Origin of the sequence: Aeromonas sp. 600527, assembly GCF_049175415.1 — a bacterium.
GTDB classification, from domain to species: domain Bacteria; phylum Pseudomonadota; class Gammaproteobacteria; order Enterobacterales; family Aeromonadaceae; genus Aeromonas; species Aeromonas veronii_A.
In genome coordinates this window covers 22,326-42,648 of sequence record NZ_JAAKVA010000021.1, presented here as the reverse complement: position 1 = coordinate 42,648, position 20,323 = coordinate 22,326, and the positions used below count along the sequence as shown (strand labels likewise).

Below are 20,323 nucleotides of genomic sequence, written 5' to 3'. Positions count from 1 at the left end.
CAAAAGTTAGACATCTTTGTCTAAATAACTGCATGCGTCAGATCACATTATTTCAAGATATTTCATGAGGTCTCTTTTTATCGTTGCTAATTTGCATCTGGCAACACCGGCAAGGATTCGATTAGCTATTTCAACCAAGGGACAATATATGCTCAGTCAAATTCAACGTTTTGGCGGAGCAATGTTCACTCCTGTACTGCTTTTTCCTTTTGCAGGTATGGTAGTAGGCATTGCAATTATGCTGAAAAACCCGATGTTTGTCGGTGAATCACTGGCAAACCCACAAGGATTATTTTTTCAGATCATCCATATTATTGAAGAGGGTGGCTGGACAGTATTCAGAAATATGCCGCTAATATTTGCGATTGGCCTGCCAATCGGTCTGGCAAATAAGGCACAAGCCAGAGCCTGTCTGGCTGTATTGGTCAGTTTCATGACCTGGAACTATTTTATCAACGCCATGGGCATGACCTGGGGCAGTTATTTCGGGGTCGACTTCAGTCAGGATGTAGGGGGTGAAAGTGGCCTCGCCATGGTCGCGGGGATCAAGACCCTGGATACCAGCATCATAGGGGCCATCGTCATCTCCGGCATCGTGACGGCACTGCACAACCGCCTGTTTGATCGCCAACTGCCGGTCTTTCTCGGCATCTTTCAGGGCAGCTCCTTTGTCACCATTATCGCCTTCTTCGTGATGATCCCCTGCGCCTGGCTGACCCTGCTTGGCTGGCCAAAAGTACAGATGGGCATCGCCTCCCTGCAGAATTTCATGCTGATCTCGGGTCCGGTCGGGGTATGGGTATACACCTTCCTAGAGCGGATTTTGATCCCGACCGGCCTGCATCACTTTATCTACGGCCCCTTCATCTTCGGCCCAGCGGCAGTAGAGGGAGGCATTCAGCTCTACTGGGCGCAGCACATGCTGGAGTTCAGCCAGAGTACTCGCCCGCTGATTGAACAGTTCCCTCAGGGTGGCTTCGCCCTGCACGGCAACTCGAAGATTTTCGGTGCCATGGGGATTGCTCTGGCCATCTATGCCACGGCAGCCAAAGAGAACAAGGCCAAGGTGGCAGGCCTGCTGATCCCGGCCACCCTGACCGCCATTCTGGTCGGTATCACCGAGCCGCTGGAGTTCACCTTCCTCTTCATCTCGCCGCTGCTGTTTGCCATCCACGCCCTGCTGGCAGCCACCATGTCGACTGTGATGTACCTGTTTGGTGTGGTCGGCAACATGGGTGGAGGTCTGCTCGACCAGTTCCTGCCGCAGAACTGGATACCCATGTTCCACAACCATGCGGGAATGATGTTCACCCAGATCGCTATAGGGTTGGTCTTTACCGGCATCTGGTTCCTGATATTCCGCGCGCTGATTATCAGGCTCAATCTTAAAACACCGGGCCGGGAAGACAGTGAAATAAAGCTTTATTCAAAATCAGATTATCAGGCAGCCAAAAACCAGCGTGGCAGTGATAGTGCAACACAAATTATCGAAGCGCTTGGTGGAGTCAAAAATATACGCAGTCTGAATAATTGTGCCACCCGCTTAAGAATATCGTTGGTTAACAGCAAGCTGGCAGCAGCAGATGAGGAGTTTATTAAATTGGGTGCCCATGGGGTCGTCCGCCATGGCGATAGTATCCAGGTAATTATCGGTCTGCATGTACCTCAGGTACGTGAAAATATGGAATCGATTATGAACAACAGTCATCAACAATCATCTTTAGTAATGGAGTCATGATCATGAAAAAATTCTCTGTAGTCATTGCCGGTGGTGGCAGCACTTTTACTCCTGGTATCGTTCTGATGTTGCTGGAAAATCAGCATCGCTTCCCGCTCAAGGAGATCAAATTCTACGACAACGATGGTGCCCGTCAGGAGATCATCGCCGAAGCCTGCAAGATCTTGCTGAAAGAGAAGGCTCCCGAGATCGCCTTCAGCTATGGCACCGACCCCAAAGCAGCATTTAGCGATGTAGATTTCGTCATGGCCCATATCCGGGTTGGCAAATATCCAATGCGCGAGCTGGACGAGAAGATCCCGCTGCGTCATGGCGTGGTCGGTCAGGAGACCTGCGGCCCGGGCGGTATCGCCTATGGCATGCGCTCTATCGGCGGGGTGCTGGAGCTGGTCGACTATATGGAGCAGTACTCACCCAATGCCTGGATGCTCAACTACTCCAACCCGGCCGCCATTGTGGCTGAAGCGACCCGCCGCCTGCGTCCCAATGCCAAAATCCTCAACATCTGCGACATGCCGATCGGGATCGAGGGGCGCATGGCCCAGATTGCCGGTCTCAAATCCCGCAAAGAGATGCGGGTACGCTACTACGGCCTCAACCACTTTGGCTGGTGGACCCGCATCGAAGATCTGGAAGGCAACGACCTGATGCCGAAGATCAAGGAGCACGTCGCCCGCCACGGCTATGTGCCCAATAGCGCCAGCCATGCCGAAGCAAGCTGGAACGATACCTTCGCCAAGGCAAAGGATGTGTGGGCACTCGACCCGGATACCCTGCCTAACACCTATCTGAAGTACTACCTCTACCCGGACTATGTGGTGGCCCACTCCAATCCGGAACACACCCGTGCCAACGAGGTGATGGAGCACCGCGAGAAGCAGGTCTTCACCGCCTGTAGCGACATCGTCAAGGCAGGTAATTCAGCAGCGGGCGAGCTGGAGATCGATGAACACGCCTCCTATATCGTGGATCTGGCAACCGCCATCGCCTTCAACACTCAGGAGCGGATGCTGCTGATCGTACCCAATCGCGGTGCTATCCCCAACTTTGACCCGGAAGCCATGGTCGAGATCCCCTGCCTGGTCGGCAGCAGCGGGCCAGAGCCGTTGCAGGTGGGCAGCATTCCGCTGTTCCAGCAGGGCATGATGGGCCAGCAGGTCGCGGTCGAGAAACTGGTGGTCGAAGCCTGGGTCGAGCACTCTTACCAGAAACTGTGGCAAGCCATCACCCTCTCCAAGACAGTACCCAGTGCATCGGTGGCCAAGTCCATTCTCGATGACTTGATAGAGGCCAACAAAGCCTACTGGCCGGAACTGAAATAAACCGCCCATAAACAAAAACCCCCTCGTGACAGAGGGGGTTTTTCGTGTTGGCAACGGGTGTGGATTAACGCAGCGGTTTGACCGAGCGACGGACAATCAGCTCGGGCTGTACCGTCATCGATTCCACTTCCAGCTCCTTGTTGCGGATCCGGCTGACCAGATGCTTCACCGCCAGCTGGCCCAGTTCCGCCTTCGGGTGACGGATGGTGGTCAGCGGCGGGCTGGAGAAGCGCGCCATCTCCACATCGTCGTAGCCGATGATGGAGATATCGTCCGGCACCTTGACTCCCGCTTCCCAGGCAGCGCAAATCGCGCCGATCGCCATGGGGTCATCGAAGGCAAAGACCGCAGTCGGACGAGGCTGCAGGGCCAGGATGCGCTGCATGGCATCGAAGCCGCTCTGGCTCTCGTAGTCCCCTTCAAAGACCTGTTCATCTTTGAGGGTCAGACCGTGTTCGCCCAGCGCATCACGCACCCCGTCCAGTCGCTGCTGGGTGGTCGGCTTGGAGAGCTGGCCAGTGATGCAGACGATGTCACGGTGCCCCAGCTCCAGCAGATGGCGTACGGCCATGCGGGCGCCGATGCGGGCGTTGTCGTTGATGACGTTGGCGAAATCGCACTCCGTCCCCCAATCCAGTACCACCTGCGGCACGTTCTTGTGGATGCGCAGCATGTCGCGCAACGGAGTGTCGATATCGGTCCCCAATACCAGCAGACCATCCACCCGTTTTTCCATCAGCATTCTCAGGTAATGCTGTTGGCGAGGCGGCTGGTTTTCGGTGTTGCAGAGGATCAGGCTGTAGCCCTGTTCGAAGCAGTACGCTTCAACCCCTTGCACCACTTCCGCGAAGAAGGGGTTTACGCTGGTGGTCACCAGCATGCCAATGGTCTTGGTCGAATTTATCTTAAGACTGCGCGCTACCGAGTTGGGCGCGTAGTTGAGTTCTGCCACCGCCTCAATCACTTTCTGGGTCGCGTCTTCGCTGACCCGCCGAGTGTGGTTGAGCACATGTGAGACGGTGGAGATGGATACGCCTGCGCGCGAGGCGACATCCTTGATAGTGGCCATCTCTGTCTCCTGACTGTCAAAGGCGGAACATTAGCAGATTTCCCGAATAAAGGCTTGGTTTTAACGGGCTCTGCCACGGAATTGTCAATGCCGGCTAATTTAGGCGCTCATTTCTGTTTGCGCAAACGATTAATGGTCAAAATGGGAGCACCATCAGAGTAAAATATCACCAGACTAATCCTCTGTGCTTCATCATAATCACCTCTGGTTACCAAGATGTTAAGGCGAAGAATCGATACTAAATTCCAATTAAACACAAATAACAGGTCATTTATTTCAAAATAAGCCCACCCAACCCCCTCTGGTTAGTATCTTTAACAGCTTGTTATTGCCCCGTGAGGAATGATAGAACCATACCTATAGCCGGATGCACGGGATGTCGATCCGGAATGGCACTCGTAAATGAAACAATCCACTGATTAAGGGACGAATCAATGCATAAGTTGAGCAAAATTACAGTAAGCGCAGCGGTTTCTTTGGCTCTGTTTGGATCGATCTCCATCGCACACGCGGCAGATACCATCAAAATAGGTATCGCAGGCCCGCTCACCGGCCCGGTTGCCCAGTACGGGGACATGCAGTTCACCGGCGGAAAGATGGCGGTCGAGCAGATCAACAAGGCTGGTGGTATCAATGGCAAGCAGATCGAAGCCGTCATCTATGACGATGCCTGTGATCCCAAGCAGGCGGTAGCCATCGCCAACAAGGTGGTGAACGACGGCGTCAAGTTCGTAGTCGGCCACCTCTGCTCCGACAATACCCTGCCCGCCTCCGACATCTATGAAGATGAGGGGATCCTGATGGTTACCCCCGCCTCCACCAACCCCAAGATCACCGAGCGCGGTTACCAGCTGACCCTGCGCACCATCGGTCTGGATAGCGATCAGGGCCCGACTGCCGCCAAGTACATCATCGAGCAGGTCAAACCCCAGCGCGTGGCCGTTATCCACGACAAGAAGCAGTACGGTGAAGGTATCGCCTCCAGCGTCAAAGCCGCTCTCGACAAGGCTGGCGTGAAGGTGGTGGCCTATGAAGGGATCACCGCCGGTGACAAGGACTTCTCTGCCCTGATCGCCAAACTGCAGAAAGAGAACGTCGATTTCGTCTACTACGGCGGCTATCACCCTGAGCTGGGCCTGATCCTGCGTCAGGCTGGCGAGAAGGGGCTGAAAGCCAAGTTCATGGGCCCGGAAGGGGTGGGTAACAAGGATATCTCCGCCATCGGCGGCCCGGCTTCCGAAGGCCTGCTGGTGACCCTGCCGAACAAATACGATCTGGTGCCTGCCAACGCCCCGCTGGTCGCTGCGTTCAAGGCCAAGGGTCAGGACTCCTCCGGCCCGTTCGTCTGGACCACCTATGCCGCGGTGCAGAGCCTGGCTGCCGGTATCGCCAAGGCGGGTGAAGATGACCCGGCCGCTGTTGCCGCCGCCATCAAGGCCGCACCGATCGATACCGTGATGGGCCCCCTGACCTGGGCACCTAACGGTGACCTGAAAGGCTTCGAATTCGGTGTGTTCCAGTGGCACGCTGACGGTACTTCCAGCCAAGTCAAATAATCTGCCGATCGGGGGTGAGTACGCTCACCCCCCCTCTCTTTGCGGGCAAGTACAGGGAACGCAGTATGTCCGAACACCTCCTTTATCTCGTTCAGCAACTGCTGAACGGATTAACCATAGGCAGCACCTATGCGTTGATCGCCATTGGCTACACCATGGTCTATGGCATCATCGGCATGATCAACTTCGCCCACGGCGAGGTTTACATGATCGGCTCCTATGTCGCTTTTATGGTGATGGCGGGGCTCATGATGATGGGCATCGACAGCACCTTTCTACTGCTGGGGGGCGCCTTCCTGGTCAGTATCATCATCACCGGCACCTATGGCTGGAGCATCGAGCGGGTCGCCTACCGGCCACTGCGCGGTGGCAACCGGCTGATCCCCCTTATCTCCGCCATCGGTATGTCGATCTTCTTGCAGAACATGATGCGGATGGCACAGGGCTCGCGGGATATCGCCATGCCCAGCCTGATCTCCGGTGGCTGGACCCTAGGGGGTGAGGATGGTTTTCAGGCCAGCCTCTCCTATATGCAACTGATCATCTTCGTGGTGACTTTCATCACCATGCTGGCGCTGACCCAGTTCATCGGCCGCTCCCGCATGGGCCGCGCCTGCCGCGCCTGCTCGGAAGATATCAAGATGGCCAACCTGCTGGGCATCGACACCCACGTGGTCATCTCCATCACCTTCGTGCTGGGAGCTGCACTGGCCGCCGTGGCGGGGGTGCTGCTCGGCATGTATTACGGCGTCATCAACCCCTACCTCGGCTTTATGGCCGGTCTGAAGGCCTTCACTGCTGCCGTACTGGGCGGTATCGGCAGCATTCCGGGCGCCGTACTGGGCGGCCTGCTGCTCGGCGTGGTTGAAGCGCTCACCGCCGGTTATCTCAGCACCGAGTACAAGGATGTGATGGCGTTCGCCTTGCTCATTTTTGTGCTGCTCTTTATGCCGACCGGCATCCTGGGTCGCCCGGAAGTGGAGAAAGTGTGATGAAACATCAATTTATCCACGCCTGTATCGCCAGCCTGGTGCTGCTGGTGCTCTCCTTCTGGCTGCTCGGCTTCAAGCTGGAGACCGATGGCGCCAGCCTGCAGGTGGTGAGCCGCCTCGATGTGTCGCTGGCCTGGCTGCTGGGGGGCGCCACCATTGTTTTCTGGTTCCAGATGCTGCGCGGCCAGATTGCCAAGCTGTTTCAGGCCTCCATCAGCGGCTTCTCGGTCGGCTTCACCAAGCTGGTGCTGCCGAGCCCGGAAGAGGCGCCCAAGCTCTATAACCTCACCGCAGTGCTGGTGCTGCTGTTCGCGGTGAGCTGGCCCTTTATGGCCTCTCGTGGCGCCATCGATCTCGCCACCCTCACCCTGATTTACATCATGCTGGGGCTGGGGCTGAACGTGGTGGTCGGCCTCGCCGGTCTGCTCGATCTCGGCTATGTCGGCTTCTACGCGGTCGGTGCCTACAGCTATGCCCTGCTCAACACCTACTTCGGACTGAGCTTCTGGGAGTGCCTGCCCATCGCCGGGCTGATGGCCGCCACCTTCGGCTTCCTGCTCGGCTTCCCGGTGCTGCGGCTGCGGGGGGACTATCTGGCCATCGTCACTCTGGGTTTTGGCGAGATCATCCGCATCCTGCTCAACAACATGACCACCCTGACCGGCGGTCCGAACGGGATCTCCGGCATCCCCAAGCCAACGCTGGGGGGGCTGGAATTCAACCGCACCGTCAAGGATGGGGGCTTTGATACCTTCCACAACTTCTTCGGCATTACCTACAACGCCAACCACAAGGTGATCTTCCTCTACCTGATGGCGCTGGTGCTGGTGGTGGTGACCCTGTTCGTCATCAACCGCCTGCTGCGCATGCCCCTTGGCCGCGCCTGGGAAGCGCTGCGGGAAGATGAGATCGCCTGCAAATCGCTGGGGCTCAACCCCACCATCATCAAGCTGACCGCCTTCACCATAGGCGCCACCTTCGCGGGCTTTGCCGGCAGCTTCTTTGCCTCGCGGCAGGGCTTTATCAGCCCGGAATCCTTCGTCTTTATCGAATCGGCCATTGTGCTGGCGATTGTGGTGCTGGGCGGCATGGGCTCGCAGATCGGGGTGGTGCTGGCAGCCATCGTGATGACGGTGCTGCCGGAGCTGGCCCGCGAATTCAACGAGTACCGCATGCTGATGTTCGGCCTCTTGATGGTGTTCATGATGATCTGGCGGCCACAAGGATTGCTGCCGATGACCCGTCCGCATCTGGAGTTGAAGAAATGAGTACTCATCAGAAGTTAATGGAAGTCTCTGATTTGTCGATGCGCTTCGGTGGCCTGCTGGCCGTCAACGGGGTCAAGCTGGATATCGACAAGGGCGAGGTGATCTCCATCATCGGCCCCAACGGTGCGGGCAAGACCACCATCTTCAACTGCCTGACCGGTTTCTACTGCCCGAGCGGCGGCACCATCCGCTACAAGGGTGAGGAGATCCAGGGGCTGCCCGGCCACCTCATTGCCCGCAAGGGGATTGTGCGTACCTTCCAGCATGTGCGGCTGTTCAAGGAGATGACAGCGGTGGAGAACCTGCTTGTTGCCCAGCACCAGCACCTCAACACCAGCTTTATCGCCGGCCTGTTCAAGACCCCGGCCTTCCGCCGTGCCGAGCAGGAGGGGCTGGAGCGGGCCGCCTTCTGGCTGGATAAAGTGGGGCTCAAGGATCTCGCCAACCGCGCCGCCGGCAACCTGGCCTACGGTCAGCAGCGCCGCCTCGAGATCGCCCGCTGCATGGCGACCCGTCCCGAGCTGCTGATGCTGGATGAACCGGCCGCCGGTCTCAACCCGAAGGAGACCGACGAACTGGACGAGCTGATCATGAGCCTGCGGGACGAATTCGGGGTCTCGGTACTGCTGATCGAACACGATATGAAGCTGGTAATGGGCATCTCCAACCGCATCTTCGTGGTCAGCCAGGGCACCCCGCTGGCCCACGGCAAGCCGGATGAGATCCGCAACAACCCGGCAGTGATCAAGGCCTATCTGGGCGAGTCGTAAGGACAAAAAGATGTTAGAACTTCGCAACGTATCGACCCACTACGGCAAAATTCAGGCACTGCACGATGTCAGCGTCGAGGTGAAAGAGGGTGAAATCGTCACCCTGATCGGCGCCAACGGCGCAGGCAAGACCACCCTGCTGATGACCCTCTGCGGCGAACCCAAGCCCAGCAGCGGCTCCATCTGGTTTGAGGGGGAACAGATCAGCTCCCTCACCACCGCCCGCATCATGCGCAAAGATATCGCCGTAGTGCCGGAGGGACGCCGCATCTTCGCCCGCCTGACGGTGGAGGAGAACCTGCTGATGGGCGCCTTCTTCGTCGACAAGGCAGAGCAGCATGGCCTGCTGGATCAGGTGTTCACCCTGTTCCCGCGCCTGCACGAACGCTTGCAACAACGGGCGGGCACCATGTCCGGCGGCGAGCAGCAGATGCTGGCCATCGGCCGCGCCCTGATGAGCAAACCGCGCCTGCTGCTGCTGGATGAACCCTCGCTGGGGCTGGCCCCCATCGTCATTCAGCAGATCTTTGACACCATAGAGCAGTTGCGCCAGAAGGGGATGACCATCTTTCTGGTGGAACAGAACGCCAACCAGGCGCTCAAGCTGGCCGACCGCGGCTATGTGCTGGAGAACGGCCACGTGGTGCTGCAAGACACAGGGGCCGCCCTGCTCGCCAACCCGGCGGTACGGCAGGCTTATCTGGGCGGTTAACCCACTCACCCGCATGCCATATCAACAAGGGAGCCGCTGGCTCCCTTATCTTTTGTGGGGTTAGTTTGCGCCCAAGCTTGCGGTACACTGGCCCGTAATCAACCTATTCGCAGGACATCCCGATGGACCAGTTTGCCCATATCAATGCCCATGATGCCTACCAGAAACTGAGCGCGGGTGAAGCCCGTCTGGTGGATATTCGCGACCCACAATCCTTTGAAGCGGCCCACGCGGTCGGCGCTTTCCACCTCACCAACGGCACCCTTGTGCGCTTTATGAACGAAGTGGATTTCGATACCCCGGTCATCGTGATGTGCTATCACGGCAACAGCAGTCAGGGGGCGGCCCAATACCTGCTGCAACAGGGTTATGACGAGGTCTACAGTCTGGATGGCGGCTTCGAGGCGTGGCGCCGGGAGTTTCCCATCGAGGCAGGCGAGGCATGATCCAGCTGCTGGTGCTCGACAACGCCCGCATGGCGCAGGCGCTGGTGGACTATCTGGCGACCCTGGGCATCTCCTGCGAGCTGACCCAGTCCGAGCTGGGGGTCACCATCTGGTTGGCGGACGAGCAGCGCCTTGCTCAGGCCCAGCTGGAGGTGAAGCGCTTTCTGGCCGAGCCGGCCCACCCGCGCTACATGGAGGCCTCCTGGCAATCCGGCCGCGCCGATGCCCGCATCGACTACAGCAAGGGGATGACGGATCCCATCACCGACTTCCTCCATCAGGCAGGGCCGCTGACGCTGGTGGTGATCATCGCCTGTCTCGCCATCTACGGGATCGAGGCCATCGGCCTGCCCATCTACGATGAACTGGCATTCCACCCGACGCTGGCCCAGTTCACCGACTGGCAGGCGTGGCGCTATTTCACCCCCGCTCTGATCCACTTCTCGGTGCTCCATCTGGTGTTCAACTTGCTCTGGTGGTGGTATCTGGGGGGCCAGATCGAGCAGCGCCTCGGCAGCGGCAAGCTGCTGATCCTGCTGCTGGTGGGCGCTGCCCTGCCCAATATCGCCGAGTTCTTTGCCAGCGGCCCACTGTTTGGCGGCCTCTCCGGCGTGGTCTATGCCCTGCTCGGCTACTGCTGGCTGCGCAGCAAGCTGCAACCGGCCTGCGGCCTCACTCTGCCACCGGCGCTGATGGGCTTTATGCTGTTCTGGATGGTGCTCGGCTTCTTCGACATGCTCGGCACCAGCACCGCCAACATCGCCCACCTGACCGGTCTGCTGGTCGGCCTGCTGCAAGGCTGGCTGGATCGCAACCACCAGCCGACCTGATTTTTCAGCAGTTGCAGAAACGAGAACGCCGCCCCGAAGGGCGGCGTTTTTTTACGCGATAGGCAGTTACTGCTTGATCAGGGTGTCATCGGTTACCTTGACCGCCGCACCGCCACTCATAAAGAAGCTGGCAAACTGGGTCTGGATCTCTGAAGTGACCGCACCAACCTGATCGAAGTTCGCATCAGGGGCCAGCAGCGAGCTATGGCCCCCTTTCAGGAAGCGCGCAGCATGATGGACGGGGCCAAGGTAACTATCGGTCAACGGTTTTAATCCCATCACCCGGAACAGCGGCTCGGTACCACCCAGCGGCGCAGAGGCAATGCTGTTGGGGATCACCTGATCCGGCAAGCTGAGCGCACCATCACCAACAATTTCGGTGGCGAATAGCGGGAAGCTCTTGGCGACGCCACTGCCCAGATTGATCGGGTCGGCAGAGTCCAGCACTGACTGGGCGGCAAAGGTATAGCTCTGCAAGGTGCTCGCAGCCCCCGCCTGAGTAGCCGCATCCAGACTGGGCAGGAACTCGTTCACGAAACAGGTCGGCACCGCCGTCTGGCAACCGGGAGCATAAGCCTCAAACCCGGCCTTCAACTCGGGACTGCCCGAGGTAAGCACGCTCATCTTGATGGTCGGCCCGAAGCTCGGCGAGTTGAGCAGCAACGGGGCGATGCCGCCACCCGGCATCGACAGACCACCGGTTGAAAACTCGAACATGCTATCAGCGGCGTTACCCATTTTCTGGTTGGCCACCGCCAGCAGATTGGCCCCGGTAATGGCGCCGAGCGAGTGCCCAAGGAAGTGAACTTTCAGACCGACACCGCCCAACTGACCGCCCAGCCCCTTGGCATTAGCCAGACCGACAGCCAGGCGCAGACCCAGCAGATCGGCCACGCTCTGCTTCAGGTTATCCCGCGCCACCGTCAGATAACCCAGATTCAGGTAGGGAGTCGGATTCTCGGAGGTGGTGACAGTATCCATGCTGCCGCTCAGGGCATAGCCACGCTCGCCGTGCAGCGGGTGATCGATCACCACGACAGCAACCACCTTGTTCACTGAGGGGTCTAACCCGGCACCTATCTGGCTCAGCGCCAGCGCATAGGCGTTCTCCTTGATAGAAGTGACCCCGTGCTGATAGATGATCACATCAGTGACAGTGCTGAGGTCAGTGGTGGGGGCAAAGATCCGCAGCGGTACAGATTGTACTTCGGTCAGGGTCGGCAGCGGGTTGAAACGGCCAATATTGCGCTCGGCATCCAGCGGCTTGCCACCTGAGGTGAGAGTCACCCCGATCAGCTTGCTCGCCTCCCTCAGCAGATCGGCCTGACGGCTCGGATCGGCAATCAGCTCACCCAGCAGCTCCGGATTCACTCCGGCGCCTACCAGCCCACCGATCACCTCGCTATCACCCGCTTTCAGCGCGTTGGCGATGGCATAGAGGCTGGGAATGGCGCCGTGCCAGGATTGGGTCTTGGCCTTGTCCCAGGAACCGGCTATCGCTGGAGTAGAGAGGAAATAAGGGAGCTTGACGGTACCGGTATACACCTTGGTCGCCGCCGCGACGCCGTTCAATGTGGCATTAGCAGCCACAGCTGCAGCAATCGCATCCCGATCATCTTGAGGCAAGAATGGCTCGTTCGCCAGCTGTGTCAGGAAGGGCACCCCGCCATTGAGCGCATCAATCGTATATGTTCCCGGCAGACTGGTGTTGCCTTTGGCGTCCTGCTTCCACAGCGATGCAGCATCCAGGGTCGGGCTCTGCAACACGGTGGCCGCAGCGCCCTTCACTGCCAGCAGCACATCGGCACCGGACTGGGTGGCAAACCAGTCGGAGAAGATCACCCGATCGCTGGTGATCCCGGTAGCTGCCTTGAACAGCCCTTCCTGCAGCGCAATCAGGCTGCTGATGGTCTGCTCCTGCACGGTTGCACCAGCCGTCGATTTGAAGTTGCTGTAATCACCACCGGCCTTGAGTGGCACACCACGGCTGTCCTTGAGGGCGTCGGTCGCCACGATCATGTAGTAGGAAGAGGGATTAAGCGGCTTGAGCGGCACCAGATTGAGTTTGCCACCACCATCGCTTACCACAAAATCGGTGCCATAGGTCAGAGGCTTGTTGTTCTTCACTCCGACAGGACGCTGAGTCACCGGATCCAGCACCAGCTCCAGCAGATAGAGGGGTGCAATGGCCGAGGCATACTCGCCGGCGGCCGGTGCCGGCACAGAGACGCCGGTCACGGTCGCCGGCACCAGCTGGACAGGTTGGGTGGTTGACCAGCCATCCAGGGTGGAGAGGGCAGATACCGGGTTCGACAGATCGGCAGTCTCGGTGGAAAACTTCAGGGTACCGTCGCTGGCACGGGGGGCCAGCACACTCGGGCGAAGACCACTGCCACCACTCAGGGCATAGTCCAGGGAGCTGGTGGTGTCTCCCTTGTTGTTATCTCCACCACATCCGGCCAGCAGGGCGCTGACCACAGCTGCATAAATTAGCTTCTTCTTCATTTTTTGTTCTCTTTATAGGTTGTTGTCCATCACAAGCCAACGAAGCATTCACCACTTCGACCGCTCAAAGTTAACATAAAACCAACAACCAACGAGACTCATGTTGGTCATCTTCTGCTCAGGTTTGTGGAGAGAATCAAGGTTTTACGGCAACAAAGGGGCGCAAGGGTAGCAACAGTGGAGGATTAACCAGACCCGACCAGCCAGCAGGCACCATCACGACTAAAAAGCCGTCGCGATCTCGGCAAAGTGAGGGAATTGTCGGTAGAATGTCCACCAACGCTTAAGGAGGACATCATGATCGACCCGAAGAAACTGGAAGAGATCGCCAAGCAGGTGCACAACTCCCTGCCACCCGGCATTCGCAGCATGGGTGAAGAGGCCGAGAAGAAGATGCGTCAGGTGCTGCAGGCCCAGCTGGGCAAGCTGGATCTGGTCAGCCGCGAAGAGTTCGACGTGCAGACCAAGGTGCTGCTGCGTACCCGTGAAAAACTGGCCGCCCTCGAAAGCAAGCTGGCTCAGCTCGAGCAGCAGCTCGGCGCCAAAGGCGAATAACGAAAACCCCGGCTCGGCTGGGGTTTTTGCTTTAAATTGAACCTGTAAAAAACATCACACCTGAAGCAGATACCAGGCCCGCTTGCCGCGAGCCTTGGCCTCGTACATGGCCCTGTCAGCCACCTCCAGCGCCTGCCGGAAGGTCAATGGCCCCTCCTCCCACAGGGCGATACCGATACTGAGCCCGACCCGTTGCGGGCAACCGGGTTTGGGTACATAACCATACATCCGGCTGATCAGGGCATCGGCCAGATGAGCCAGTGCATGGTTTGATACATCACGATGCAGATAAACCACAAACTCGTCACCGCCATAACGGCCGCACAGGGCCGAGCCCGGCATGATGAGACGCAACCACTCCGCCATCTGCTGCAGAACCTGATCACCGCAGGCATGCCCCAACTGGTCATTGATCCCCTTGAAATCATCCAGATCGATAAAGAGCAGCGCCCCCGCTCCTTGCGGCGGCTGCAGAGCGAACGCCTTGCCAAATCCCTGCCGGTTGAGCAGCCCGGTGAGCGCATCGCAGTTGGCCCGCTCCGCCAGCCGCTGTTCATAGGCCTTGCGCTGGGTGATATCGATATGGGAGCCCATGATCCGCAGCGGCTTGCCATCACCATCCCGCTCCACGACACGCCCCCGATCCCATAGCCAGGTGACAGAACCATCCGGACTGACCGTACGATATTCAGCCTCGTAGAAGGGCGTTTGACCCTCAAGATGGGCAAAGTAGCTACCCATGGCATGAGCGCGATCGTCGGGATGGAGCTTGGCGTTCCAGAGCTCAAAACTGGGAGCCATATCGCCAGCCTGGAAGTTTTGCAGATTGAAGACCCGCAGCTCGCCGGTGGGAATGGTGCCCTGCCAGAGACAGATGCCGGTGCCATCGAGGGCGGCATTGAGCTTCTCCTGCAACAGGGCATTTTCATGCTTCAGTGCGGCGATTTCAGCCTGCAAACGGGCCATTTCACTACCATGAAGGGACGGGATCAAGGTTGAGATCAGCTCGACAGAGCCGGACTCCAACCGGTTATCCTCCGCAGATGCCCTGCCCTCTTCACTCAACACTGTTCCACCTCGTGCTATCACTATGGATATCCTTATCCAGTCCGCTGAGAATCCCCGACCAAGATGCCACCAGCCACGGTTAATTAGTAGCCACCCATGTTAAAAATGGTGGAAGGTCATGGGGTAAAGCTGCGATTGCCATACCAAGGTGCATCATTGTGCACGGTGGAAGGCCCAAAAAAAGCCCCCGGCAAAACCGGGGGCTGTGTCATCCAGACGGGGATCCCGTCAAATAAATTCGTAGGCGTCACCAAAGATGCGCTCCGGCTCGGCGCCGAGGATCTTGAACTCCTCACGCGCGGCCCCCGCCATCTCGAAACGGCCGGCGACATAGATGTCGTAGTCGTGGAGGCTGACGAAGTCATCCATGATCGCCTTGTGCACCAGCCCGCTCTTGCCGGTCCAGTCAGTATCAGGCTCCTGTACCACCGGGATAAAGGTGAGCGGTGCATAGTCACGCTCCCACTGCTGCATCTGCTCCAGCTCGTAGAGCCAGTGAGCCTGACGCACTCCCCAGTAGAAGAACACCGGGCGCTTGCTGCCCGTGTCGATCAGGTACTCCAGAATGGCGCGGGCGTAAGAGAAACCGGTGCCGCCCGCCATCAGGATCAGCGGACGGGGGGATTCATCGCGCAGGAACGCCTTGCCAGCCGGCAATTCGACCTCGATCTCCCCCTGCTCGCGCATGCGGGCCAGCACCTGACCGGCGTAGGCGTTCTCGGGAGTGGCACCAATTTGCAGCTCCAGCACGCCCGGGCGGGTCGGCGAGTTGGCGATGGAGAAGGGGCGCTTGTCCGAATCGCTCATCACCACCAGCAGATACTGGCCCGGCTTGAAGCTGATCGCTTGCTGCGGCGTCAGAGCCACATGCCAGATGGTGTCGACATATTCGCGCAGTTCCTCTACGCGGCATTTGATACGTTGCATTCTTGTCCTTGTGGCGGGCTCGCTCGGCCCGCTTCGCTCATTGTTTCACTATGGAGTGACGACCAGCAGCCCTGGCCCCGTCAGTCGAGAATACTCAAATAACTGCGGATCGCATCACTTTTTGCAGCAAAGCTGTCATGTTTGCCTCATCCGAGGATATTGAGCTCATCCCAGATGGCATCGACCTTCTGCTTCACCGCCTCATCCTGAACTATGGGCTGACCCCACTCCCGATTGGTCTCGCCCGGCCACTTGTTGGTGGCATCCAGCCCCATTTTGGAGCCGAGGCCGGAGACCGGCGAGGCGAAGTCCAGATAGTCGATCGGGGTGTGCTCGATCAAGGTGGTGTCCCGTGCCGGGTCCATCCGGGTGGTGATAGCCCAGATCACATCCTTCCAGTCGCGAGCGTTGACGTCATCGTCACACACCACCACGAACTTGGTGTACATGAACTGGCGCAGGAATGACCAGACTCCCAGCATCACCCGCTTGGCGTGGCCCGGGTAACGCTTCTTGATGGTCACCACCGCCATCCGGTAGGAGCACCCCTCCGGCGGCAGATAGAAGTCCACAATCTCGGGGAACTGCTTCTGCAGCAGTGGCACGAACACCTCGTTCAGCGCCAGACCCAGTACCGCCGGTTCATCGGGCGGACGGCCGGTGTAGGTGCTGTGATAGATGGCATCGCGCCGCTTGGTGATGTGGGTGATGGTAAAGACCGGGAACTCGTCTACCTCGTTGTAGTAGCCGGTGTGGTCGCCATAAGGGCCTTCCGGCGCCATCTCACCCGGCTCAAGATAGCCTTCCAGCACGATCTCGGCGCTGGCGGGCACCTCCAAATCGCAGCTGATGGCCTTGATCACCTCGGTACGGCTGCCGCGCAGCAGACCGGCAAAAGCATATTCGGAGAGGGTATCCGGCACTGGCGTCACGGCACCAAGGATGGTCGCCGGATCGGCGCCAAGCGCTACCACCACCGGGAAGCGCTCGCCCGGATGGGCCTCCTGCCACTCGCGAAAATCGATGGCACCGCCACGATGATCGAGCCAGCGCATGATCAGCTTGTTCTTGCCGATCTTCTGCTGGCGATAGATACCGAGGTTCTGGCGCTTCTTGTAGGGGCCACGGGTGATGGTGAGGCCCCAGGTGACCAGCGGCGCCACATCGCCGGGCCAGCAGTGCTGGATCGGGATCTGGTCGAGATCGACCGCATCTCCCTCCTGCACCACCTGCTGGCAGGGGGCGGAAGAGAGGCGCTTGGTCGGCATGTTGAGCACCTGCTTGAAGATCGGCAGCTTCTCCATCAGCTCCTTGAATCCCTTGGGCGGCTCGGGCTCCTTGAGATAGGAGAGCCAGACCCCGACCTGACGCAGGGCGCCCACATCGGGCTGCCCCATGCCCATGGCAACCCGATCCGGGGTACCGAACAGGTTGGTCAGCACCGGCATGGTGTAGCCTTTGGGATTTTCGAACAGCAGAGCCGGGCCACCCGCACGCAGGGTGCGATCGCTGATCTCGGTCATCTCCAGATAGGGATCTATCTCGCGGGTGATGCGCTTGAGTTGTCCGTTTTGTTCCAGCTGCGCGATGAAATCACGCAAATCCTTGTATTTCATGCAAGTTCCCAACCGGGTTCAGGAGGTCACGCATTATAACCCTGGCTGCCCATCGGGTGTACCCGAATCGGGCAGCAGACTCGGTGCAATGGGTGGCATGTCACGCTGGCCGAGGCGTCTGGCCAGCGCAGAGAGCAGCTGGGGCTCGTCCACCTCCATCAACAAACCGGCAACCAGCGCCCCGTATTGGCGGTTGGAGAGCTCCGCCAGCAGGTATTTCTGGGCTTGCGGTGGCAAGGGGGAGAGTGCGCTCAGCTGACGCAGTGCGGCCCCCTTCAATCCCTCATTGCCACTGGCGGCAATCAGCAGATCGCTGGCAGCACTGCCGTGATGAAAGCGGCTGATGGTGGAGAGTGCGCGCAGCGCATCCTGATCTGCCGGCCGCCGCCACAGCATGCTATAGAGCGCCGGTTCCCCGGTGCGCTGCAACAGATGGAACAACAGATGATTGTCGGGCAGATAGATATTCTGGCTGGCCAGCACTTGCGCCTCCCGCATCCAGATCGGTTGCGGCAAGCTGTCGAGGGCCAACAACAGGGCTTGCTGCTGCATGGCGAGATCGGGGTTACTGCTGTAGTAGATGGACTTTAGCTGGAAGCTGCCCTGGGCAAGCTGATGCCGATAGTGCTGCACCAGTGATTGCAATTGCCACTCCCCCAGCAACTGACGGGCCTGCGCGGCAAAATCATAGACAGGTTGCTGCACCAGAAAACCGTCGACCTGCTGCTCCATGAGCCACTCGGGGGCCTTGTCGGCCTGAGCCTCGACCCACTGTTGCAACGCAGGAGATGCAGGGGTGGTCGCGGGAATATCCCGCAGCAGTTGCAACAGCAGGAACTCCCGCCGCTCGCGACTCAGGGTCGCCAGCAGAGAGTCGATGGCTGCAAATTGCCCCTCCTGCAGACGGCCCGCCAGATAGCGTTGGTGCGTCTGCAACGTCTCGGCTGTCACCGCGACCGGAGCACTCTGCGCGCAGGCTGACATTGCACTCAGCAACCCCAGCAATAACCAGAAAACAGGCTTCATGACGTCTCCATCCATGTGACATCGGGATCTCATACTACTAGGGCGACCGGAAAACAGATAAATAAAAACCGCGACCAGGGCCGCGGTTTCGTCATTTTCTGACCGGACTTACTTCTGCTGGCGCCGCATGGCGTCGAAGAACTCGTCGTTGGTCTTGGTCATCGCCAGCTTGTCGATGAGGAATTCGATACCGTCGATCTCGCCCATCGGGTGGACAATCTTGCGCAGGATCCACATCTTCTGCAGCTCGTCACCTGAGGTGAGCAGCTCTTCTTTACGGGTGCCTGAGCGGGTGATGTCGATGGCCGGGTAGACACGCTTCTCGGCAATTTTGCGCGAGAGGTGCAGTTCCATGTTGCCGGTCCCCTTGAACTCTTCGTAGATAACCTCGTCCATCTTGGAGCCGGTATCAATCAGCGCGGTGGCGATGATGGTCAGGCTGCCGCCCTCTTCAACATTACGCGCGGCGCCGAAGAAGCGCTTGGGACGGTGCAGGGCGTTGGCATCCACACCACCGGTCAGTACCTTGCCGGATGACGGGATGACGGTGTTGTAGGCACGTGCCAGACGGGTGATGGAGTCCAGCAGGATCACCACATCTTTCTTGTGCTCGACCAGACGCTTGGCCTTCTCGATCACCATCTCGGCAACCTGAACGTGACGGGAAGCAGGTTCGTCAAAGGTGGAAGCGATCACTTCACCTTTCACCATCCGCTGCATCTCGGTCACTTCTTCCGGACGCTCGTCGATCAGCAGAACGATCAGTTCACAGTCCGGGTGGTTGTAGGCGATGCTCTGGGCGATGTTCTGCAGCAGCATGGTCTTACCGGCCTTGGGCGGCGCCACGATCAGGCCACGCTGGCCTTTACCGATGGGGGAAGCCAGGTCAAGTACACGGGCGGTGATATCTTCGGTAGAGCCGTTACCCCGTTCCATACGCAGACGTTCGTTGGCATGCAGGGGGGTAAGGTTTTCAAACAGGATCTTGTTGCGGGAGTTTTCCGGACGGTCGTAGTTGACCTCGTTGACCTTGAGCAGCGCGAAGTAACGTTCGCCCTCTTTCGGTGGCCGAATCTTGCCGGAGATGGTATCGCCGGTACGCAGGTTGAAGCGGCGGATCTGGCTCGGGGAGACGTAGATATCGTCAGGGCCTGCCAGATAGGAGCCGTCTGCACTGCGCAGGAAGCCGAAACCATCGGTCAGGATTTCCAGCACACCGTCGCCAAAGATATCTTCACCACCCTTGGCGTGTGCCTTGAGGATGGCAAAAATAATATCTTTCTTGTGCGCCCGAGCCAGATTTTCCAACCCCATGGATTCGCCAAGCTTGACCAGCTCGGACACAGGAGTGTTCTTTAATTCAGTCAGATTCATAGTGGTGAAAGTCTGTAAGCAAGGATTGAAATGAGGAGACAGTCTGCTGGATTGATGCTGATCGGATTTGATTTGCCAGGCTGATGTGTGAGCAAAGAGTCAGGCAAAAAGGTTAGCAAACGAGCGATAAATTAGCACCAATCGGGGTGAGCGTCTAGGTGATAAAACACAAGGAGCGCATTATTGCAATGCGCTCCTCTTCGATTATTACAGGTTGCCGTCCAGGAACTCTTTCAGCTGAGTCTTGGACAGAGCACCGACCTTGGTCGCTGCCACTTCGCCATTCTTGAACAGCAAGAGGGTCGGAATACCACGAATGCCGTACTTCGGCGGAGTATCAGAGTTATGGTCGATGTTCAGTTTGGCTACGGTTACGCGACCTTCGTACTCTTGGGCAACTTCTTCCAGGATCGGGGCAATCATCTTGCACGGACCACACCACTCGGCCCAGAAGTCGACCAGAACGGCGCCATCGGCTTTGATTACATCTGCCTCGAAGCTGGCATCGCTCAGCTGAACAATCTTGTCACTCATCTCCAACTCCAGTCA

Annotated in this window: 18 protein-coding genes; 10 read left to right on the top strand and 8 right to left on the bottom strand. The window is 58.5% G+C overall.

Annotated elements, in window-relative coordinates:
* Positions 1–148 precede the first annotated feature (148 nt).
* Positions 149–1,738 (top strand): alpha-glucoside-specific PTS transporter subunit IIBC, encoded by a 1,590-nt coding sequence (locus G5154_RS19270; protein WP_421251528.1) that lies wholly within the window; start codon positions 149–151, stop codon positions 1,736–1,738.
* Positions 1,735–3,060: a 6-phospho-alpha-glucosidase gene (locus tag G5154_RS19265; RefSeq protein WP_206665121.1), complete on the top strand. Its 1,326-nt coding sequence runs from the start codon at positions 1,735–1,737 to the stop codon at positions 3,058–3,060. Before G5154_RS19270 ends, G5154_RS19265 begins: the two co-directional genes overlap by 4 nt.
* Positions 3,061–3,124: 64 nt before the next feature.
* Here G5154_RS19265 and G5154_RS19260 read toward each other — a convergent pair whose 3' ends face one another.
* Positions 3,125–4,129 (bottom strand): substrate-binding domain-containing protein, encoded by a 1,005-nt coding sequence (locus G5154_RS19260; RefSeq protein WP_005355925.1) that lies wholly within the window; start codon positions 4,127–4,129, stop codon positions 3,125–3,127.
* 434 nt (positions 4,130–4,563) lie between these two features.
* On the opposite strand from G5154_RS19260, the gene G5154_RS19255 reads away from it, so the two are divergent.
* The 7 genes from G5154_RS19255 (at position 4,564) to glpG (ending at position 10,703) form a co-directional block, all read left to right on the top strand.
* On the top strand, positions 4,564–5,685 hold the full coding sequence (locus G5154_RS19255; protein WP_005342436.1) for a branched-chain amino acid ABC transporter substrate-binding protein: 1,122 nt from the start codon (positions 4,564–4,566) through the stop codon (positions 5,683–5,685).
* Between the two features lie 65 nt (positions 5,686–5,750).
* Positions 5,751–6,677, top strand: coding sequence for a high-affinity branched-chain amino acid ABC transporter permease LivH (gene livH / locus G5154_RS19250; protein WP_005339439.1), 927 nt, complete (start codon positions 5,751–5,753; stop codon positions 6,675–6,677).
* A complete protein-coding gene (locus G5154_RS19245; protein ID WP_216979827.1) occupies positions 6,677–7,945 on the top strand; it encodes a high-affinity branched-chain amino acid ABC transporter permease LivM in 1,269 nt (422 codons plus the stop codon). The genes livH and G5154_RS19245 overlap by 1 nt, the downstream gene beginning before the upstream one ends.
* Positions 7,942–8,715 carry a high-affinity branched-chain amino acid ABC transporter ATP-binding protein LivG gene (livG, locus tag G5154_RS19240; protein ID WP_005339435.1) on the top strand — a complete coding sequence of 258 codons (774 nt, stop codon included), beginning with the start codon at positions 7,942–7,944 and terminating at the stop codon, positions 8,713–8,715. Before G5154_RS19245 ends, livG begins: the two co-directional genes overlap by 4 nt.
* A gap of 10 nt (positions 8,716–8,725) precedes the next feature.
* The gene (locus tag G5154_RS19235) at positions 8,726–9,427 is read left to right on the top strand and encodes an ABC transporter ATP-binding protein (protein ID WP_005342433.1); all 702 of its coding nucleotides are present in this window, start codon (positions 8,726–8,728) and stop codon (positions 9,425–9,427) included.
* A gap of 122 nt (positions 9,428–9,549) precedes the next feature.
* Positions 9,550–9,873 (top strand): thiosulfate sulfurtransferase GlpE, encoded by a 324-nt coding sequence (glpE, locus tag G5154_RS19230; protein ID WP_005342431.1) that lies wholly within the window; start codon positions 9,550–9,552, stop codon positions 9,871–9,873.
* Positions 9,870–10,703: a rhomboid family intramembrane serine protease GlpG gene (gene glpG / locus G5154_RS19225; RefSeq protein ID WP_421213372.1), complete on the top strand. Its 834-nt coding sequence runs from the start codon at positions 9,870–9,872 to the stop codon at positions 10,701–10,703. The genes glpE and glpG overlap by 4 nt, the downstream gene beginning before the upstream one ends.
* A 66-nt stretch (positions 10,704–10,769) precedes the next feature.
* Here the strand turns inward: glpG and G5154_RS19220 are convergent, their stop codons facing one another.
* Positions 10,770–13,208 carry a VolA/Pla-1 family phospholipase gene (locus G5154_RS19220; protein ID WP_421244953.1) on the bottom strand — a complete coding sequence of 813 codons (2,439 nt, stop codon included), beginning with the start codon at positions 13,206–13,208 and terminating at the stop codon, positions 10,770–10,772.
* Positions 13,209–13,505: 297 nt separating this feature from the next.
* Here G5154_RS19220 and ubiK point away from each other — a divergent pair, with 297 nt between their 5' ends.
* Positions 13,506–13,763: a ubiquinone biosynthesis accessory factor UbiK gene (gene ubiK, locus G5154_RS19215; RefSeq protein WP_005339429.1), complete on the top strand. Its 258-nt coding sequence runs from the start codon at positions 13,506–13,508 to the stop codon at positions 13,761–13,763.
* A 54-nt stretch (positions 13,764–13,817) separates the two neighbouring features.
* Here the strand turns inward: ubiK and G5154_RS19210 are convergent, their stop codons facing one another.
* The 6 genes from G5154_RS19210 to trxA all read right to left on the bottom strand — a co-directional run bounded on the left by G5154_RS19210 (position 13,818) and on the right by trxA (position 20,308).
* Positions 13,818–14,789 (bottom strand): GGDEF domain-containing protein, encoded by a 972-nt coding sequence (locus G5154_RS19210; RefSeq protein ID WP_421251522.1) that lies wholly within the window; start codon positions 14,787–14,789, stop codon positions 13,818–13,820.
* Between the two features lie 270 nt (positions 14,790–15,059).
* Entirely contained in the window at positions 15,060–15,758 is a 699-nt protein-coding gene (gene fre / locus G5154_RS19205) for an NAD(P)H-flavin reductase (RefSeq protein WP_421251521.1), read from the bottom strand.
* 146 nt (positions 15,759–15,904) lie between these two features.
* Complete coding sequence (gene ubiD, locus G5154_RS19200) at positions 15,905–17,374, bottom strand: 4-hydroxy-3-polyprenylbenzoate decarboxylase (protein ID WP_158114355.1); 1,470 nt, start codon at positions 17,372–17,374, stop codon at positions 15,905–15,907.
* Positions 17,375–17,407: 33 nt separating this feature from the next.
* Positions 17,408–18,400, bottom strand: a complete 993-nt coding sequence (locus G5154_RS19195; protein WP_421251520.1) for a hypothetical protein — start codon at positions 18,398–18,400, stop codon at positions 17,408–17,410.
* Positions 18,401–18,508: 108 nt separating this feature from the next.
* Entirely contained in the window at positions 18,509–19,774 is a 1,266-nt protein-coding gene (rho, locus tag G5154_RS19190) for a transcription termination factor Rho (RefSeq protein WP_005339417.1), read from the bottom strand.
* Positions 19,775–19,981: 207 nt separating this feature from the next.
* The gene (gene trxA / locus G5154_RS19185; RefSeq protein WP_005339416.1) at positions 19,982–20,308 is read right to left on the bottom strand and encodes a thioredoxin TrxA; all 327 of its coding nucleotides are present in this window, start codon (positions 20,306–20,308) and stop codon (positions 19,982–19,984) included.
* Between the last annotated feature and the right edge of the window lie 15 nt (positions 20,309–20,323).

What these genes read in the sequence shown, in the direction of transcription:
- G5154_RS19270 (WP_421251528.1), top strand. Translation starts at nt 149, where the DNA reads ATGCTCAGTCAAATTCAACGTTTTGGCGGAGCAATGTTCACTCCTGTA.
- G5154_RS19265 (WP_206665121.1), top strand. Translation starts at nt 1,735, where the DNA reads ATGATCATGAAAAAATTCTCTGTAGTCATTGCCGGTGGTGGCAGCACT.
- G5154_RS19260 (WP_005355925.1), bottom strand. Translation starts at nt 4,129, where the DNA reads ATGGCCACTATCAAGGATGTCGCCTCGCGCGCAGGCGTATCCATCTCC.
- G5154_RS19255 (WP_005342436.1), top strand. Translation starts at nt 4,564, where the DNA reads ATGCATAAGTTGAGCAAAATTACAGTAAGCGCAGCGGTTTCTTTGGCT.
- livH (WP_005339439.1), top strand. Translation starts at nt 5,751, where the DNA reads ATGTCCGAACACCTCCTTTATCTCGTTCAGCAACTGCTGAACGGATTA.
- G5154_RS19245 (WP_216979827.1), top strand. Translation starts at nt 6,677, where the DNA reads ATGAAACATCAATTTATCCACGCCTGTATCGCCAGCCTGGTGCTGCTG.
- livG (WP_005339435.1), top strand. Translation starts at nt 7,942, where the DNA reads ATGAGTACTCATCAGAAGTTAATGGAAGTCTCTGATTTGTCGATGCGC.
- G5154_RS19235 (WP_005342433.1), top strand. Translation starts at nt 8,726, where the DNA reads ATGTTAGAACTTCGCAACGTATCGACCCACTACGGCAAAATTCAGGCA.
- glpE (WP_005342431.1), top strand. Translation starts at nt 9,550, where the DNA reads ATGGACCAGTTTGCCCATATCAATGCCCATGATGCCTACCAGAAACTG.
- glpG (WP_421213372.1), top strand. Translation starts at nt 9,870, where the DNA reads ATGATCCAGCTGCTGGTGCTCGACAACGCCCGCATGGCGCAGGCGCTG.
- G5154_RS19220 (WP_421244953.1), bottom strand. Translation starts at nt 13,208, where the DNA reads ATGAAGAAGAAGCTAATTTATGCAGCTGTGGTCAGCGCCCTGCTGGCC.
- ubiK (WP_005339429.1), top strand. Translation starts at nt 13,506, where the DNA reads ATGATCGACCCGAAGAAACTGGAAGAGATCGCCAAGCAGGTGCACAAC.
- fre (WP_421251521.1), bottom strand. Translation starts at nt 15,758, where the DNA reads ATGCAACGTATCAAATGCCGCGTAGAGGAACTGCGCGAATATGTCGAC.
- ubiD (WP_158114355.1), bottom strand. Translation starts at nt 17,374, where the DNA reads ATGAAATACAAGGATTTGCGTGATTTCATCGCGCAGCTGGAACAAAAC.
- G5154_RS19195 (WP_421251520.1), bottom strand. Translation starts at nt 18,400, where the DNA reads ATGAAGCCTGTTTTCTGGTTATTGCTGGGGTTGCTGAGTGCAATGTCA.
- rho (WP_005339417.1), bottom strand. Translation starts at nt 19,774, where the DNA reads ATGAATCTGACTGAATTAAAGAACACTCCTGTGTCCGAGCTGGTCAAG.
- trxA (WP_005339416.1), bottom strand. Translation starts at nt 20,308, where the DNA reads ATGAGTGACAAGATTGTTCAGCTGAGCGATGCCAGCTTCGAGGCAGAT.